Origin of the sequence: Halobellus captivus (assembly GCF_007655485.1) — an archaeon.
Taxonomy (GTDB): Archaea; Halobacteriota; Halobacteria; order Halobacteriales; family Haloferacaceae; genus Haloquadratum; species Haloquadratum captivum.
This window is the reverse complement of sequence record NZ_VJXQ01000002.1, coordinates 98,549-115,469: the sequence shown is the minus strand read 5'-3', so window position 1 is coordinate 115,469 and position 16,921 is coordinate 98,549. Positions and strand designations below refer to the sequence as shown.

Genomic DNA, 16,921 nt, shown 5'->3' with positions numbered 1-16,921 from the left:
CCCGTCCCCTCGAAGTCGCCGCCGTGCTGAGAAAGGACCATCTCCGCGTCTCCCGCGCAGGGGGTGGCTACCACCCGCAGTTCGCGGGTCGCAGCGACCGCCCGCTCGCGGCCCGCGTCATCGGCGTCTTTCAGGGACACGTCGGGGAGCAGCGCCACCGCCTCGACGACGCGCTCGACGAACTGGAGCGCGAGGCCGACGACTTCAAACTGGTTCGCGGGTTCGCGGCGCTACTCGAACGCGAGGCGACGTTCGAGACGCGCGCGCCGCTGCCCCCCGAGCGCGTCCGACGCGTCGCCTTCGAGTCGGCCGAGGCCGTCGGCGCGGTCGTCGACGGGGCGACCCGAGAGCGGGCGATTGGTGCGACCGCCGATCGGCTCGGGGCCGACGTCGGCGCAGTCGAGCGGTCGCTGTACGCCGATCGCGACGTCAACGAGGTGCTGACGGCGTTCGACGCGCGGTGGGGTCCTGAGCAACTCGTCGAGCAGTACAACCTCTCGCTGGCGCAGACCGCGCTGTTCGACGCGACCGAGGTTCGCATCCGGAGTTCGGACCCGAAGCGGCTCGTCTCGGCGGTGAAGCGATTGGGTCTGTTGTACGAAATCCGCCGTCGGGGCGGTGGCGATGGCGGTGCCGCGAACGAGACTCCGAGCGAGGAGCGGGTCCTCGTCGTCACCGGCCCAGACGCGCTCTTTCGGCGCACGCGGCGGTACGGAACGGGGTTCGCGCGACTGCTCCGCAGCGTGGCGGCCACCGCGGAATGGTCCCTTTCAGCGACGATCGACGACCGCGGGACGGACAGAGAACTCCGTCTCGGTCCCGAGGACGTCTCCGTCCCCGACGTCGAACCCGTCGCGGAGCCGACCTACGACAGCGGCGTCGAAGCCGACTTCGCCGCGCGGTTCGGGAACCTCGATCTCGACTGGGAACTGTTGCGAGAGCCGGAGCCGCTGGCGGCTGGCGCGCGGGCGATGATCCCCGACTTCGCGTTCGACTACCGCCCGGCTGGGATCGATGACGGGAGCGACCACTCTGATGAGGACGGCACCGCGTCGCCGTTCCGCGTCTACTTCGAGGTGATGGGGTTTTGGACCCCCGAGTACGTCGAGAAGAAGCTCGATCAGTTCGGCACCGTCGGCGACGACGTCGAACTGCTCGTCGCCGTCGACGACTCTCTCGGCGTCGGCGAGGAGATCGAGGCGCTGGACCACCGCGTGGTCACTTTTTCGGGGCACGTGCGCGTCAAAGACGTCGTCGACGCGCTCCGTGCGTACGAATCCCGACTCGTCGACGCGGCCGCGGAGTCGCTCCCCTCGGAACTCACTCCCGCTGCTGACGTGATCGAACTCGACGAGCTGGCGGCTCAGCGCGGCGTGAGCGCCGACGCGCTCGACTCGGTGTCGTTCCCGGAGCACGAACGCGTCGGCGGGGCGCTGATCCGTCCCGCGGTGCTCGACGACCTCGCGGATGAAATCGAGGCCGGGATGTCGCTGTCGGCAGCGGAAACGGTCTTGGACGGCTACGGCGTCGACGACGCGTCGGCGACGCTCTCGCGGCTCGGCTACCGCGTCGCGTGGGAGGGGCTCTCCGGCGGCACCGTCGAAGAGAAATAGGTCACGAAAGGTCCTCGCGCCGCCCCTTCGGGACGGTCGAACGGAGTTCGCCGTGGAGGTACAGCCCGACGCCGATCGGTTCGACGTCACCGGCTTCGCCGGTTGCCCGAGGCGTCTCCGACGCCTCGCTGTCGCCCGCGATCTCGTGGGCGGCGATCACGTACCCCCAATCGCCGTCCCAGCGGGGGAGTTCCTGATCCTCGCCCTTCGCGAACCGCGTCGCCTCGTCGACGTCGAGCACGACCACATTCTTCGTCGCCTCGCGGCCGAATCGCTGGACGGCGTTCGTCGAGGGCTTCCAGTGCTCCTGACGGGCGCGCAGGATCCGCATTCCCAGCCCCTCGACGTCGGTCGGCGACACCGTGTCGGCGGCGAACGCCCACAGCTTTCCGTTACCCTTCTCCCAGAAGGTGTGGCCGTCCCACGTCTCGGGTGAGATTTCGTAGCGCTCGGCCCACCAGCTGACGACCTCCTGGCGAGACGGCCGTCCCGGAACCACGCGCTCGTCCGCCGTCGCGGGTAGCCGATCGAACTGCTGGCCGTCGTTTTCCGGTGTGGACGAGGCATTCTCGCCCGTTCCATCGCCACTCATGTCATCACCTCCAGTCTGGCGCAGAAGAACCCGCCCGTGTCGTTTCGATGCGGGTAGACCCGGTGCGCTAGCTGAACCGAGGGATCGTACTCCTCGCCCTTCCATTCGGTGACGCCCGGATCGGTCTCGAAGCCCTCCGGCGGCTCCCAGGGGCGGATTTCGCAGTCCTCCTCGCGGAGAACGTGATCGAGGACGGCCTCGTTCTCCTCCGGGGCGAACGTGCACGTCGAGTAGACGACGGTCCCACCGGGGCGCGTCGCCTGAATCGCCCGTCGGAGGATTCCCTTCTGGATGCCGACGATCCCCTTGATGTGCTCCAGCGACCAGCGATCCAGCGCGTCGGGGTTCTTTCGGATCGTCCCCTCGCACGAGCACGGCGCGTCGACGAGCGCGCGGTCGAACGCCTCGATACGCTCCGGCTGTTCGGTCCGGTCGCCGAACGGCTTCAGCGAGAAGTTCCGCGCGTCCTGGTTCGTCACCGCGAGGTTCGTGACGCCCAGTCGCTCGGCGTTGTGTCGCAGTGCGGACAGCCGCCCGAGGTTGTTGTCGTTGCCGACGAGAAGGCCCGTGTCGTCCATCAGATCCGCGATCTGCGAGGTCTTGCTTCCCGGGGCGGCACAGGCGTCCCAGACGACTTCGCCGGGTTGGGGATCGAGCGCCAGCGCGGGGAGCGCCGAGACTTCCTCTTGGCCGTGGAGCCAGCCGTGGAAGTACGGCCACGAGGTCCCGGGACCGCGCTCGTCGAGTCGGAGGACGCCGGGGTGCCAGTCGGTCACCTCGTAGGCGACGCCCTCGGCGTCGAGTGCCTCGCGTGCGCGCTCGACCGACGCCTTCAGCGTGTTGACGCGGACGACCGACGGCAGCGGCCGGTCGCACGCCGCGCGGAACGCGTCGAAATCCGAGAGGAGCGACGCGTACCGCTCCAGTGGTTGCATAGGGAGTGAAATTCGTCGCGGCCGCTTGTGGGTGTCGGTTCCGCACGCCGACTGAAGCGTGGAGTGACTCGGACGCGATACACTCTTTTCGCGCTCGGGATCCGCCCGCACTTTTACCACAGTCCTCGTCGTACGCTCGACTATGGCACGGATCGACGTCAAGCGTTGCGTCAGTCTGCAGAATCCGACTCTCGTCGAGGGGTTTCCGGGGGTCGGCCTCGTCGGGAAGATCGCCGCCGACCACCTCGTCGAGGAGTTCGAGATGGCCCACTACGCGAACGTCCACTGCGCGGGGATTCCGAAAGTCGCGGTCTACCAGGAGGGCGACGCCGAACTCCAGCCGCCGGTCAGACTCTACGCGGACAAGAAAACCGACCTCGTGGTGTTGCAGAGCGACGTCCCCATTCGGCCGGACGCCGCCACAGAGCTGGCCACCTGCCTCACGGAGTGGTTCGACGAACGCTCGGTGACGCCGATATACCTGTCCGGGATCCCCCGAGAGAAGGACGACACGCCCCCGATGCTGTACGGTCTGGGCGTCGGAAAGGGCATCAAACTCGTCGACAAGGCGGGAATCGAACCCCCCCACGAGACCGGTCTCGTCTCCGGACCGACCGGCGTGCTCCTGAACGCGGCCGTCGAATCCGACCGCACAGCCGTCGGCCTCGTCGTCGAGTCCGACCCGCGTTTTCCCGACCCCGAAGCCGCGCGCGTCCTGATCAAAGACGGCATCGAACCGCTCACCGGCACCGACGTCCCCGTCGACGACCTCGTCGAACACGCCGAACAGATTCGCCAGGCGAAAGAGCGCCTCGCAAAGCGGATGCAGGAGGCTGGCGAAGAGAGCACGCAGGCGCGGCCGATCGGGATGTACCAGTAGGCTCTCTCGGGTCGGTTGCGGTACTGCCTCCGGTCTCGAACTCGATCTCCCGCCGCCTCGTTTCTACATGCTTAAGGCTCGTCAACCGCTTCCACGAAGTATGAGCGAGGAGTCCCCCGAGCACGCCACGAACGCCGAATCTCCCGACGTGGACGTCGAGGACGGCGAAGACGTCGAATCTGAGCAGGAGAGCGACGCTACCTCGGCGACGAACGGAACCGTGGAGGGCGAACGCGCCGGTGCCGACGCCGATGTCGAAGCCGACTCGGGAGCCGATGCCGACGCCGATGCGGAGGCAGGTACCGAAACCGGTTCCGACGCAGCCACCGAAGCCGACGTACCGAACGTCGCAGACCGGGTTGCGGAGTACGACGACGACCTCGCCGCGGACGTCGCCGCCGTCGAATCGAGGCTCGAAGATGCGGAGGCCGAACTCGATTCGCGCGCGGAGCGCATCGAGGAACTCGAATCCGCGTTGAAGCGCACGCGGGCGGACTTCAAGAACTACAAGCAGCGCGCGAAGAAGCGACAGGACGAGATCCGCGAGCGCGCGACCGAGGACTTCGTCGGCCGCGTCGTCAGCGTCCGCGACAACCTCGTTCGCGCGCTGGATCAAGACGGTGACGCCGACATCCGCCCGGGGATCGAATCGACGCTGGAGGAGTTCGACCGCATCCTCGACGACGAGAACGTCTCCCCTATCGACCCCGAAGCGGGCGAGACCGTCGATCCGACGCGCCACGAGGTGCTGATGCGCGTCGACGACGGACAGCCCGAGGGCACGGTCGTCGACGTGTTCCAACCGGGCTACGAGATGGCCGATTCGGTGCTCCGCGAGGCCCAGGTGACCGTGAGCACGGGCAACGGCGGAGACGGCGAGCCGAGCGAACAGTAACCGCGGGCTCTCGGCTTTTTTCCCGTGGCGTTTCTTCCCCGTCAGCGACTCACTCTCCCGATCGGAGCCGACGCGCCGCGTACCGCCATACTAGTCCTGTCACGACGAGGACGGGGACCGCGAACGCCAGGAAGTACGGCAGGGCGAACGCGAAGGCGACGACGGCCGCGCGTGCGACGACGACGACCCCGTCGACCGACTCCATAAATGCGGAGATGACCGGCGTGTCGTACCAGCGGTCGGGCGCGACGCGGTTCGGCGTCGGCCGCGGCTCCTCCAGTCTGACCGTCAGCGTCGAGTAGGCGACTTGGTTTTCGAGTGACTGCTGTCTGGCCTCCAGCCGTTCGATCTCACCTTGGACGTCCGAGAGCTCGCGCTGGACGGCGAGGACGTCTTCAGTGGTGTTCGCTTGATCGTAGAGTTCTCGGAGGCGGTCGCGTTCGGCGCGGAGGTTGTCCAACCGGGCCTCGATGTCGACCAGTTGGTCGGTGACGTCGCGAGAGTTGACTTCGACGGACTGCACCTCGCCCAACCCGCGCGTGTCGTTGACGAGCGCGTCGAAGTTCTCGCTCGGGACGCGGAGCACCAACTCTCCGCGGACCCAGGTCTCGTTGTCGATCTGTCTGCGGTCCTGCCGACTGTCGCTGACGTAGCCGCCGTATCCCTCGACGAGCGACGTCAGCTCCGACTGCGAGGACTCGTAGTCGTCGACCTCGACGTGGACGCTGCCGGTCCTGATGATCGCGCGGTTGTCCGTGTTGACGGCGTCGCCCGACGCGTCACCGCCTCCGCCGGAGCCCCCGTCCGTCGCCGATTCTTCGGCCGGTGCTCCGGTCGCTTGCGGGCGGTCGCCCGATTCGAGATCCGTCGCGGCCTCGTATTCGCCAGCGCTGCCACCGTCGCCGCCGCTGCCGGTCGCGCCGCATCCCGCGAGCGCGACGAGGGCGACGAGGGCGACCGTCGCGAGTGTGCGTCTCGATACCATCGATGATCGGTGTACGACGGACCCACGGAAAGACGCGCCGGTAGCACAAACGGACCTTTGAGTTACTCGACGTCTCTGGACGCGTTCGAGCGGACGAGCCGCATATCGCCCGAGGCGCGGATCGTCCCGTCGACGTCCGCGGCGTCGTGGAGTTCGAGATCCGAACAGGAGACGTCGCCGAGGATCTGCGCGCCGTCGGCGATCGTGACCGTCCCGTCGCGGGTGGTCACGTCGCCGTGGACGCGGGTCCCCGCTCCGACTTCGACGTCGCCGCGGGCGCGGAGGCTGCCGAAGATGTTGTTGTCGCGGCCGACCGCGATCGTCTCCGCGCGGACGTTGCCGTGGAGTCGGCACTCGTCGCCGATCGTCGCGGGCGTCGAGGCGCGCCACGCGTCGTCGGAGACCGTCGATCCGCGCGGGATCACGAGGGGGTCGGTCTCGCCCTCGCCGGAGAGCGCGCCCGCCAGTTCCTCGGCGCTCTCGTTCTCGCCGAGGTGGAGCAGCTGCGAGAGGACGACGAAGTAGAAGACGAGCGTCGGCACCGGGTTGCGAATGACGATCCAGCCGTTGGCCTCGAAACCCTCCTCGATGTCGACGTCGTCGCCGATGTCCAGGTCTCCGGAAACCATCAGCCGCCCGCCGATGTGTACGCGCTCTCCGAGGTAGGCGTCGTCGCCGACGAGGACGTTCCCGGCGACGTCGCACCAGACGTCCAAGCGACAGTCGCCCTCGGCTTCGATGTCGCCGCCGAAGGTGACGCGCTCACCGGCGAGGACGTTCCGACCGCGAACGCCGAACTCGACCGTGCTCTGTCCGCCGACGACGATGTCGCCGTCGGTCACGAGGTCGTGCTCCTCGACGGTCGTTCCGTCGGGTATCTCCAGGGCGTCGAGTCGGTCCTGACCGAATGCCACACTCCGGAGCAACACGTGCGGCATAATAAACGACGCGTCAGACGTTCGTCGGACGGCGGTACGGGCCGCCGTCCCGGATTGATGCCCTTTTACTCTGTGGCCGACTACGACGACCTATGACCGCGCTTTCGTTCGACGAAAACGGCGTCGACGTCGTCTACGACGGGACCGAGTTCCGGCTCGAAAAATCGCTCATCGAGGAAGCGACCGAGAAGGCCTACCCGGACGTGACCGACCACGAGGTGCTGAAGATCGTCGAGAAGAATCCGTCGCTGAGCGGCGAACCGAGACAGATCGCCGACATTCTCCGGTAATCGGTACGGCGGGCGTTCCGCGGGCGAATTCCGAGAGAACGCCCGTCCAGTCGAACCGCTTACTGTATTCTCTCAATCCAGCTTGGTGGAATGACTCAATCGAATTAGCCAACCGAGGCGCTCAGTCGAATCGCTCTTCGAGACACACCTTCACGATCGACTTCGCGATAGCCGCTCCGCCCCCGAGTGGATCTAACTTCGTCTCTCCGGCGCGTTCGCGGTAGGGGATCGGCTCCTCGCGGATCTCGTAACCGCGCATCAGCGGCCGGATCAGCAGCTCCGCGGAGAGGCCGGTGTTCTCCGTCCACTCGATCTCGTGGAGGAGGTCGCGCCGGTACGCGCGCATTCCGGTTGTCGTGTCGTGGACGCGCTCGCCCATCAGCGCCGAAGCCAGTAGTGCGAACGCGGCGTTTCCGAGCCGGTTCAGCCCCGGCATCGCCTCAGCGCCGTAGTAGAGGCGGTCGCCGGAGACGACGTCGTAGCCCTCGTTGATCAGGTCCAGAAACTGCGGCAGCTTCTCCATCGGATACGTGTCGTCGCAGTCGGTCGTGACGACCACCGGACGCTCCGGCGCGAGAACGGCCTCTCGAACGGCGTAGCCGTAGCCCATCGGCGGCTGCTCGATCACCGTCGCACCGTGCTCGCGCGCGATCTCGGGCGTCCGATCGTCGGAGCTGTCGACGCAGACGACTTCCGCGCGCCCGTCGGTCACGTCTTCGATGTCCGTCAGTACCGTCTCGATCGCAGCCTCCTCGTTGTAGGTCCCCATCACGACCGCGAGGTCGTCGAAGGTGTACTCTGTCATTACCCGGCGTTGCTTCCGGGGGTACTTGTGTTTTTAGGTTCGCCAAAAATACTCTTGTGCAGGTGACAGGAACGCTATCCGGTCGGATCGGGGATCCCGGCCGGTTCGCCGCAGACCGCGCCCAGCGAGTCGTCGTGCAGCCGTCTGGTGACCACGTCCGCGAGGTTCCGAAGATTCTCGGTGTCGTCGCGGTTGTAGGAGACGAGCGTGTCGAGGGCGTCGTCGTCGCCGTCACGGGCGTAGCGGTACCAGAGCCGGACCGCGTCGCGCCCGGAGAGGTCAGGTCGGTCGCGGTCGATACCGACCTCCTTCTCGATCGATTTCAGTCCGCCCGTCAGGTCGATGCGGCGACAGGGGAACATCAGATCCAGGTGCGGCGAGTCGATCGAGACCGAGAAGTTGTCCTCGAGGAACGGGACGTCGAACTGCTTGCCGTTGAACGAGACGACGAGGGGCGCGTCCCGGAACGCCTCGCGGAGCGCCTCCGCTGTGAGGTTCTCGCCGCGAATCAGCGTCGACGTGTCGCCGCCGCGCGTGAACGAGACCGTCGTGACGTCCTCGCGACGCGAGTCGAGTCCGGTCGTCTCGATGTCGAAGAAGACCGCCTCGTCCCGGAAGTTCTCGTAGAACCGCCAGACCTCGCCGGAGGGAAACCGTTCGCCGAAGTACCGCGCGTCGCCGTCGTCGAGTCGTTCGAGCGCCTCCGCGACGAAGGATTCGACTCGCTCGCCCGTCTTCGGTCCCAGCGGCGCGCGTGCGGGGTCGAACTCCTCCCACGTGAGGATCCCCGACTCCCACAGCGAGCGCTCGCGTCCCTCGCCGATCCCCTCCGCGGGAACGAAGCTGTTCTCGATTCGCATATCCGAGTGAGCGGTCGGCGAGGGCGTAAACCCTTCGAGGCCCGTCGCCCGTCGGTGAACAGCCTCGCCAACGACGCGGGCGTGAACAGCCTCACCAACGACGCGGCCGATTTGATTGGGCCCGTCGAGGCCGGTCAGTAGACGAGTTCCCCGGAGACGAACTTCCGCGTGCGCTCGTCGGTGGGGTTCTCGAACACCGTCTCGGCCGGTCCGACCTCGGTGAGGCCGTCGCCAAGCAGCACCGCGACCCTGTCGGCGATGCGCTCGGCCTGGTGCATGTCGTGGGTCGCGACGACGACGCCGATATCGCGGTCGCCGGCCTCGAGCATCGCGTCCTCGATGACGCTCGTGTTCCGCGGGTCCAGATCCGACGTGGGTTCGTCGAGCAGGAGATACGCCGGGTCGTACGCGAGCGCCCGCGCGAAGGAGACTCGCTGGGCTTCGCCGCCGGAGAGCGACCGCGCGGACTGATCGGTCTTATCGCGCAGCCCCACCACGTCGAGCGATCGCTCGACCGCGTCCCGAGTCCCGTTCGATCCGACGAGCGAGTGCAGCGCGTCCTCGACCCGCGCGCTCCACGACTGCCGCACTCGGAGTCCGTACTCGACGTTCCGGGTCACCGTGGCGTCGAACAGGCTCGCGTCCTGAAAGACCATCCCGATGCGGCGTCGGAGCGCGAGGCGCTCCTCTTCGTCGACGTCCCACACCGACTCTCCATCCAGTTCGACGGTTCCGTCGACCGGTCGCGTGAACAGCGCCAGAACACGGAGCAGCGTCGTCTTGCCGACGCCGGATGGGCCGATGATCGCGACGACCTCCCCACGTTCGATCGACAGGGATAGTTCCTCGAAGGTGGTCTCCTGGCCGTACGAGTGCGTGACGTTCGAGAGTCGGATCATCGGTTCATCGACCCCTCGTCACCGAACCGTACGACGACGGCGTTGATCGAAAGCACGAGTACCAGTAGGACGGCACCGAGGAGCATCGCGGTGTTGTACTGCCCCTGTCTGGCCTCCAGTTGGATCGCGGTCGTCAGGGTCCGCGTCTTCGAGATCCCGCTCGCGCTCGTGATGTTTCCGCCGACGATGAGGACGGAACCGACCTCGCTGATCGCGCGGCCGAACCCCGCGAGGACCGCCGTCGCGATCCCGTAGCGAGCCTCCTTGATGACGACCAAGGCGACGTCGAGCCGCGTGCCGCCGAGCGCCCGCGCGGCGTCACGGACGTTCTCGTTCACGCCGGTGATGGCCGCGAGACTTATCGCGGTGATCGGTGGCGTCGCGAGTACGAACTGGGACATAATCATCGCCTCCGTCGTGAAGATGAGGTCCAGCGGTCCCAACGGCCCCTGGTTGGAGACGACGAAGAGCACGAGCAGGCCGACCACGACGCTCGGAAAGCCCATTCCGGTGTTGATGATCGACTTCACCAACTGCTTGCCCGGGAAGTCAGCGAATCCCATCACGATCGCGACGGGGATACTGAACAGCGTGCTCAGTACCACCGCGGTCCCGCTCACGTACAGCGAGACGTAGATGATACTCCGGACGTACCCCTCCCGGAACGGAAGCTCGACGAGCGCGGGCAGCAGGTGGACGACTGCGTCGGGTGACACGGTTACTCGTCGGAGGAGTCGCTACTCCATCCCTCCGGGACGTACTGCTGGAAGTTCGGGTTCTCGGAGACAGCCTCGGGGAAGAACAGCTGCTCGCCGTTCATCTGGTAGTTCGAGATGGCATCTTGGGCACCCGGACTGGTGATCCATCCGATGTACGCCATCGCGAGATCGTAGTTAGCGTTCTCGTGGACACCGGGGTTGACAGCCATTATGCCGTAGGGGTTCGAGAGGATCTCCGGCCCGCCCTCGATCGGACCCTGGACGAGGATCGTCAGATCGATCTCCGAACGCTGTGAGATGTAGGTCCCTCTGTCCGAGAGCGTGTAGGCTCCCTGCTGGTTCGCGTTGTTCAGCGCCTCGCCCATCCCGGCACCGATCTCTTGGTACCAGTCTCCGCCGGGCTCCGTTCCCGCGGCCTCCCACAGGTTGAGTTCCTTCGTGTGGGTGCCGGAGTTGTCACCGCGGGAGATGAACGGCGCTTCTGCCTCTGCGATGGTCGTGAGCGCCTCCGTCGCCGAATCAAGTCCCTGAATCCCCGCCGGGTCGTCCTCGGGCCCGACGATCACGAAGTCGTTGAACATCAGATCGCGACGGTTGACCCCGTAGCCGTTGCTCATAAACTCGTCTTCGAGGCCGCGAGCGTGAACCATCACGACGTCTGCGTCCCCGTTACGTGCGGATTCGAGGGCCGCTCCCGTCCCCTGCGCGACGGCATCGACCGTCACGCCGTACATCTCCTCGAAGTCGGAGTGGATCTCGTCTAAGAGCCCCGTGTCGTAGGTACTCGTCGTCGTCGTGAGCGTGAGCGTCTCGCCGCTGACCCCGGCTTGTTCCTCGTTCTCGCCACCGCCCGAAATCGCCGAACAACCGGCGAGGGCCGCGATAGCCGTCGTGGCGGTGCCCCCGAGGAACGCCCGCCGCGTCGTCCCACCGCTGAGTTTGGACGCGTTCCGTTCGCTCGACTGTATCCGTTGTTTCGACATAGACATATCCGCGTTTTATCAGCGGAGACATAATGTTTTTGCTCGCGACGCCGTAGGCGTAGGTATGGACGTCCGCCCCGCGTTCGACGCGTACATCAGCAGCGACGGCGTGACGTTCGAGGCCCGAGACGGCGCGCTGTTGCGCGCGATCGACGGGGAGGGATCGCTCAATACCGCCGCGGAGTCGCTTGGGCGGTCGTACGCGCACGCCCAGCGCCGCGTTGTCGAACTCGAAGAGGCGTTCGGACCGCTCGTCGAGCGCCAGCGCGGGGGGTCCGGCGGCGGCGGCAGCACGCTGACCGAGACGGCCAGAGAGTTACTTGCCGCGTTCGAGCGCACCCGCGCATCGTTCGCGGGCGTCGCGGAAATCGCCGAGACCGTACTCACCGGACGGATCGTCGAACGGGACGGCGAACTCGTGACCGTCGAGACGGAAGCCGGCCCGATTCGAGCCCTCGTGCCCGAGGGCGACGGACGCGTCCAACTGTCGCTCCGAGCGGACGCGGTGACGCTCACGGATCCGGAGGACACGCCGGTCCCGGAACACACGAGCGCGCGCAACCGCTTCGTCGGGACGGTCGTCGGCGTGGAAGCCGGAGAACGGATCGTCCGCGTCGCCGTCGACGTCGGAATCGGACAGCCCGTCCTCGCGCTCGTGACCGAGGACAGCCGACAGACGCTCGGTCTCGAAGCCGGGAGCGACGTGGTCGTCTCCTTCAAGGCGACGGCGACGCGCGGTGTCGCGGTATAACCCACCGCGCGTTCGGCGCTGCCGGGGCTTCGCCGAAATTGCTGCCGTGACGACCGAGACATAACCGTTTCAGGTTACGCTGATTCACCAACATAACCAGGAGAGGCGTATCAACGCCGCTCGCGTCGGAATTCCCAGCCGTTATGTGTTATGCGGAACTGTACCGAACCAATGTGGATTCTCTCTGGCCGCGAACGACGCAGATCCATCGAACTATCCCGGGGAGAGCTCACCGGCGCGTTAGGGGATTCGGTTACGGTCCTGCCGATCGTCGTCGCCGTCGCCGCACTCACCGATCTCGGGTTGGCGCACATCCTACTGGGGTTCGCCGCGTTCCAGGTCGTCTGGGGGTTCTACTACGCGCTTCCGATCTCGGTCGAGCCGATGAAGGCGCTCGCAGCGCTGGTCATCGCCGGTGGGCTGACGGCGGGAGAACTCGCCGTTTCCGGGCTGCTCGCAGGCGTCGTACTCCTCGGAGTCGGAAAGACCGGCACGCTCGCCCGACTCGAAGCGTACATCGGTCAGCCGGTCATTCGCGGCGTCCAACTGGCGGTCGGATTAGTGCTGTTGGAGACCGGCGTCCAGTTGAGCCTCGATGGCGCCGCCTACGCGCTCGTCGCCGTCGCCATCGTGGGCGTCGCCGTCGCGCTCGGACGCACGCAGTCGAGTTCGCTCGCGGTGCTCGCGGTGGGCGTTGCCGTCGGTCTGACACGGACTGGACTCCCGACGCCGCAGGTTCCCCCGGTCGAGGTTGCGATCCCGGCCGCGTCCGCGCTGTCGTCGGCATCGCTCGGCGCGACCGCGGCGCAACTCGCGATGACGATCGGCAACGCGGCGGTCGCGACGTCGCTGCTTCTCTCCGATTACTACGATTCGGACGTCTCCGCCGACGAGCTCGCGACCAGTATGGGAGCGATGAACCTGTTCGCGGTCCCCCTGGGAGCGATGCCGATGTGCCACGGCAGCGGTGGGGTGGCGGGGAAGTACGCCTTCGGTGCGAGAACCGCCGGGGCGAACCTCATCCTCGGTTGCCTCTACGCGCTGGCGGCGGTGCTGGCGGTCGGCGTCGTCGCGGCGTTCCCGCTCGCGATGCTCGGCGTCGTCCTCGTCGTGATCGCCGTCGAACTCGGCCGCGCAGCCCTCGAAACCGACGATATCCCGGTTACGGTGCTGATCGGCGTGGTGGGTGTCGCGACGAACGTGGGCGTGGCGTTTGTGGTCGGTCTGGCCCTGCAGCGCCTTCGAGCGTACGGGAGCAGATACGCTACGTCGTAGTGCGTGCCACGTCGGCGCGCGGGACCGCGCGTCACACGCACCGTTGAACGGAACGGCTTTACGAGTTGACTAACTATTCAGTCAACAGTGTCTACCGCGATCTCCTTTCTCGAATCACCGACCGACACCCGCGAAGAGATTATGCGCGCGACGTACCTCGCGCTCTGTGAACACGGCTACGTGGACCTCACGATTCAGCGAATCGGCGAGGCGTTCCCGAAGAGCAAATCGCTGATCTACCACCACTACGAGAGCAAGGACGAGTTGCTGCTCGATCTGCTGGAGTTCGTCCTCGAACGCTTCGAGGAGACCATCTCGGCGGACGACCCCGACTCGCCAGCGGAGCGACTTCGCGCCGTTCTCGACCACGCGCTCGCGACGTCCCTGAGGACTGACCGCCGCGAATTCATCGCGGCGATGGTCGAGTTGCGCGCGCAGGCGACTCACGATGATCGCTACCGCGATCACTTCACCCGCCACGACAGGTTCTTTCGCGATCGGCTCGCGTCCATCGTCGCCGACGGCGTCGACGCGGGGACCTTCGCCGCCGTCGACGAGGCGGCCGTGGCGTCGTTCCTGCTGTCGACGATCGTCGGGACGATGACCCGACGCGTCACGAGCGACGAGATCGACGTCGAGCCGTTGCGTGCGCAGGTTGACACGTACGTCGAAGCGCTCTTCGTGGAGAATCGATGAGCGGCGGTCCGCGGAGCCGGGCCGTCAACCTCACCGACGGTCCGCTGTTGAAGCCCCTCTTCGTGCTCTCGGTGCCGATCGTCCTCACGAATCTCCTGCAGGTGGCCTACAATCTGGCGGACACGTTCTGGGTCGGACGCCTCGGCGGAGCCGCGGTGAGTGCGATCTCCTTCTCCTGGGCCATCGTGTTCCTCATCATCACGCTCGCGGCCGGGTTCACCGTGGCTGGGACGGTGCTCGTCGCGCAGAACAAGGGTGCGGGGAATCTCGATCGGATCAGCGCCGTCGCCGGACAGACGATCGCCTTCGTGATCGGGCTCTCGATCGTTTTCTCGATTGTCGGCTATCTGTTCGCACCGTGGCTCCTCGCCGCAGTCGGCGCGACGCCCGGAACGACGGTCTACGAGCTGTCGGTGACCTACACCCGAACGATGTTTCTCGGCATCCCGTTCGTCTTCGGGTTCTTCATCTTTCAGTCGCTGCTACAGGGATGGGGCGACACGAAGACGCCGCTGTATCTGATGTTTCTCGGCGTCGTCTTGAACGTCGTCCTCGATCCGTTCCTCATCCTGGGGTTCCAGGACAACCTCCTGTTCGAGCTAATGGGCCTCTCCGCGCTGGAGGCGACGTTGTACGCGGCGACCGGATTCGACGGGTTCGGGGTACAAGGTGCGGCGATCGCGACGATCGCCTCTCGCGGCGTGGGCGCGGGTATCGCGTTCGGCCTCCTCCTTTCGGGACGCGTCGGCATCCACCTCGCGCTCGGGGATTTCATTCCGACGCGGAAGACTATCGAGCAGATCTTCCGTATCGGTGCCCCGGCGAGCATCGAAATGAGTACCCAGTCGCTTGGAATCACCATTCTAACGGCACTCGTCGCGCTTGCGGGCGCGGAAGCCGTCGCCGCGTACGGGATCGGAACCCGCGTGACGTCGCTGGTCGTGCTCCCGGCACTCGGACTCGCGCGCGGGACGGAAACGGTGGTGGGACAGAACCTCGGCGCCAAACAACCCGATCGAGCGCGGCGCGCGGTCTTCGCGAGCGTCGCAATCACTGCATTGGTGTTGACTACGCTCTCGGCGGCCATCTACCTCAACGCCGCGTCGATCATCGGCGTCTTTATCACCGGTTCGGACGCCGACGTCGTGATCGAGATCGGTGCCGAGTACCTCCGCATCGTCGGAGCCACGTACGCGTTCCTCGGGATGTTCCACGTGATTCAGGGGGCGTACCGCGGAAGTGGAAGCACTCGACTCGCGATGATCTTCGGCGTCATCGGGCTCATCGTGCTCCGCATTCCTCCCGCATACGGACTGCTCGCGTGGGCTGATTTGGGAGCGACGGGCGTCTGGTACGGTATCGCCCTGGCGAACGTGGTGATGGTGATCCTCTCGGGTGCGTACTTCCTCCGCGGGACGTGGACTGAGGGCATCGTTACCCGAGAGCGCCGAGCGGTCGCCTCGCGAGGGGAGGACTAGATATAGCGATATAACATATATGTGTGCCGGATCAGACGATCAGCTCTTCTCCTATGCGAACGGAGTTTGAAATCACCAAAATGAGGGTACAGCTCTTCCTGCTGCCGGTTCTCCGCAGTACAGTACAGTAACCGGGCGCAATTGGTAGGAATATTTATTAACAATCGGCGATTCCGTTTATGTAATATGGTCTACAGTCGGAACGGATCAGAGCCGTCCGCACGGGGTGAGGACACGATACAGTTGTCCGATGACCGACTGTACCACGCGCTCGCTTCCGAAACGCGAAGACGGATCGTGTACTTCCTCCTAGAGGAGGAACAAGCGACAATCGAAACGCTCGCGACCGTACTCGCGGGGTGGGATGCGGACGAGACCGGTACGATGGCTACCGAGACGAATCGCGATCGAATTCTCATCGAGCTGTCGCACAGTCACCTGCCACGGCTCGATGAGGCAGAAGTAGTAACGTACGACCGCCAGTCGGGAGATGTCCACATAGAACCGCTCGATCCGTTGCTCTCTGCACTGGTCTCGAAGAGCGTCAGTGAAGGCCAATCAGCGGAGTCGTGACCGATCTGAAAACGCTCCTTTCCGACGTTCAGCACAAGAAACGGCGGTTCGTCGTGTATAGTCCGGATTCGGCGGGTTCATACGAAGAGTGGTTCGCTAATCACAACGTCGATATCGAATACCGACCTCTTCCGACGGGGAGTCCAACGAGTTTTCTCGTCGTCGAGCGCGGGGAGTCGTTCGCCGGTGCGATCGGATTAGACGACCTCGAATACCTGCTCGAACCACCGATCGTACGTCCAGAGAGACCTCAAGACCTTTCGGAGGGGTATCGGATCATCTTCGAGATTCTCTCGGATACGGTATTCACAGCGATGACTCGTCGGGAACTCCTCGCAGTGAGCCGTGAGATTGAGGAACGGGCGTATCGTGTTGGGACGGGAGTACTTCACGCGAGCTTTCAGAAGCTCTCGACGTTCGAATCTCAGACGGATGTCTACCGGCACCTCGCGACAGAGACGGACCTCGAAATTCATATTTATGGACTCGCAGACTGGGACGCACCGGAAATCCCGCAGGTGACGTATCACGGGTTCACGACGGATCCACTGGAGCAGTACTGGGCTCTCGCGTTCGATGGAGGGAAGAGCCGAAAACACGCCTGTGGCCTTCTCGCTCGTGAGTGTTCAACCGACGCCTACGTTGGCTTTTGGACGGACGAACCGGCGGTCGTACAGGAGTTGGAATCCGGACTCACGAAACCGCCGTGAATCCCCGCATACACCGAACGATTTGTCCGAGAACTGCACAACGC

19 protein-coding genes are annotated in these 16,921 nt (G+C 65.5%); 10 read left to right on the top strand and 9 right to left on the bottom strand.

Annotated elements, in window-relative coordinates; genetic code table 11:
* Positions 1 to 23 precede the first annotated feature (23 nt).
* A complete protein-coding gene (locus FJT57_RS05890; protein ID WP_144902868.1) occupies positions 24 to 1,613 on the top strand; it encodes a DUF790 family protein in 1,590 nt (529 codons plus the stop codon).
* Between the two features lies 1 nt (position 1,614).
* Here the strand turns inward: FJT57_RS05890 and FJT57_RS05885 are convergent, their stop codons facing one another.
* On the bottom strand, positions 1,615 to 2,205 hold the full coding sequence (locus tag FJT57_RS05885; RefSeq protein WP_144902866.1) for a DUF7122 family protein: 591 nt from the start codon (positions 2,203 to 2,205) through the stop codon (positions 1,615 to 1,617).
* Positions 2,202 to 3,140, bottom strand: a complete 939-nt coding sequence (locus tag FJT57_RS05880; RefSeq protein ID WP_144902863.1) for an RsmB/NOP family class I SAM-dependent RNA methyltransferase — start codon at positions 3,138 to 3,140, stop codon at positions 2,202 to 2,204. Before FJT57_RS05880 ends, FJT57_RS05885 begins: the two co-directional genes overlap by 4 nt.
* A 142-nt stretch (positions 3,141 to 3,282) precedes the next feature.
* Between FJT57_RS05880 and FJT57_RS05875 the strand changes: the two genes are divergently transcribed.
* Positions 3,283 to 4,020 carry a proteasome assembly chaperone family protein gene (locus FJT57_RS05875; protein WP_144902860.1) on the top strand — a complete coding sequence of 246 codons (738 nt, stop codon included), beginning with the start codon at positions 3,283 to 3,285 and terminating at the stop codon, positions 4,018 to 4,020.
* A gap of 100 nt (positions 4,021 to 4,120) precedes the next feature.
* Positions 4,121 to 4,915 carry a nucleotide exchange factor GrpE gene (locus FJT57_RS05870; RefSeq protein WP_144902857.1) on the top strand — a complete coding sequence of 265 codons (795 nt, stop codon included), beginning with the start codon at positions 4,121 to 4,123 and terminating at the stop codon, positions 4,913 to 4,915.
* A 49-nt stretch (positions 4,916 to 4,964) separates the two neighbouring features.
* Here the strand turns inward: FJT57_RS05870 and FJT57_RS05865 are convergent, their stop codons facing one another.
* Together FJT57_RS05865 and FJT57_RS05860 are read right to left on the bottom strand one after the other, a co-directional pair.
* Complete coding sequence (locus FJT57_RS05865) at positions 4,965 to 5,900, bottom strand: DUF4349 domain-containing protein (protein ID WP_144902854.1); 936 nt, start codon at positions 5,898 to 5,900, stop codon at positions 4,965 to 4,967.
* A gap of 62 nt (positions 5,901 to 5,962) precedes the next feature.
* Positions 5,963 to 6,838 (bottom strand): acyltransferase, encoded by an 876-nt coding sequence (locus FJT57_RS05860; protein WP_394348806.1) that lies wholly within the window; start codon positions 6,836 to 6,838, stop codon positions 5,963 to 5,965.
* 92 nt (positions 6,839 to 6,930) lie between these two features.
* Here FJT57_RS05860 and FJT57_RS05855 point away from each other — a divergent pair, with 92 nt between their 5' ends.
* Positions 6,931 to 7,128: a DUF5800 family protein gene (locus tag FJT57_RS05855; RefSeq protein ID WP_144902848.1), complete on the top strand. Its 198-nt coding sequence runs from the start codon at positions 6,931 to 6,933 to the stop codon at positions 7,126 to 7,128.
* Between the two features lie 121 nt (positions 7,129 to 7,249).
* Here FJT57_RS05855 and FJT57_RS05850 read toward each other — a convergent pair whose 3' ends face one another.
* The 5 genes from FJT57_RS05850 to FJT57_RS05830 all read right to left on the bottom strand — a co-directional run bounded on the left by FJT57_RS05850 (position 7,250) and on the right by FJT57_RS05830 (position 11,394).
* A complete protein-coding gene (locus FJT57_RS05850; RefSeq protein ID WP_144902845.1) occupies positions 7,250 to 7,933 on the bottom strand; it encodes a dolichyl-phosphate hexose transferase in 684 nt (227 codons plus the stop codon).
* Between the two features lie 74 nt (positions 7,934 to 8,007).
* On the bottom strand, positions 8,008 to 8,793 hold the full coding sequence (locus tag FJT57_RS05845; protein ID WP_144902842.1) for a ribonuclease H-like domain-containing protein: 786 nt from the start codon (positions 8,791 to 8,793) through the stop codon (positions 8,008 to 8,010).
* Between the two features lie 134 nt (positions 8,794 to 8,927).
* Positions 8,928 to 9,692, bottom strand: coding sequence for an amino acid ABC transporter ATP-binding protein (locus tag FJT57_RS05840; RefSeq protein ID WP_144902839.1), 765 nt, complete (start codon positions 9,690 to 9,692; stop codon positions 8,928 to 8,930).
* Complete coding sequence (locus tag FJT57_RS05835) at positions 9,689 to 10,408, bottom strand: ABC transporter permease (RefSeq protein ID WP_203229115.1); 720 nt, start codon at positions 10,406 to 10,408, stop codon at positions 9,689 to 9,691. The genes FJT57_RS05840 and FJT57_RS05835 overlap by 4 nt, the downstream gene beginning before the upstream one ends.
* A 2-nt stretch (positions 10,409 to 10,410) precedes the next feature.
* A complete protein-coding gene (locus tag FJT57_RS05830; RefSeq protein ID WP_238993928.1) occupies positions 10,411 to 11,394 on the bottom strand; it encodes a substrate-binding domain-containing protein in 984 nt (327 codons plus the stop codon).
* 64 nt (positions 11,395 to 11,458) lie between these two features.
* Between FJT57_RS05830 and FJT57_RS05825 the strand changes: the two genes are divergently transcribed.
* From FJT57_RS05825 to FJT57_RS05800, 6 genes are all read left to right on the top strand, one after another.
* A complete protein-coding gene (locus tag FJT57_RS05825) occupies positions 11,459 to 12,145 on the top strand; it encodes a TOBE domain-containing protein (protein ID WP_144902836.1) in 687 nt (228 codons plus the stop codon).
* A gap of 171 nt (positions 12,146 to 12,316) precedes the next feature.
* Positions 12,317 to 13,420: a putative sulfate/molybdate transporter gene (locus FJT57_RS05820; RefSeq protein WP_144902833.1), complete on the top strand. Its 1,104-nt coding sequence runs from the start codon at positions 12,317 to 12,319 to the stop codon at positions 13,418 to 13,420.
* A gap of 87 nt (positions 13,421 to 13,507) precedes the next feature.
* The gene (locus FJT57_RS05815) at positions 13,508 to 14,116 is read left to right on the top strand and encodes a TetR/AcrR family transcriptional regulator (protein WP_238993927.1); all 609 of its coding nucleotides are present in this window, start codon (positions 13,508 to 13,510) and stop codon (positions 14,114 to 14,116) included.
* The gene (locus tag FJT57_RS05810) at positions 14,113 to 15,594 is read left to right on the top strand and encodes an MATE family efflux transporter (protein WP_144902830.1); all 1,482 of its coding nucleotides are present in this window, start codon (positions 14,113 to 14,115) and stop codon (positions 15,592 to 15,594) included. Before FJT57_RS05815 ends, FJT57_RS05810 begins: the two co-directional genes overlap by 4 nt.
* Positions 15,595 to 15,780: 186 nt before the next feature.
* On the top strand, positions 15,781 to 16,167 hold the full coding sequence (locus tag FJT57_RS05805; protein ID WP_144902827.1) for a DUF7344 domain-containing protein: 387 nt from the start codon (positions 15,781 to 15,783) through the stop codon (positions 16,165 to 16,167).
* Positions 16,164 to 16,877 carry a DICT sensory domain-containing protein gene (locus FJT57_RS05800; RefSeq protein WP_238993926.1) on the top strand — a complete coding sequence of 238 codons (714 nt, stop codon included), beginning with the start codon at positions 16,164 to 16,166 and terminating at the stop codon, positions 16,875 to 16,877. The genes FJT57_RS05805 and FJT57_RS05800 overlap by 4 nt, the downstream gene beginning before the upstream one ends.
* Positions 16,878 to 16,921 lie beyond the last annotated feature (44 nt).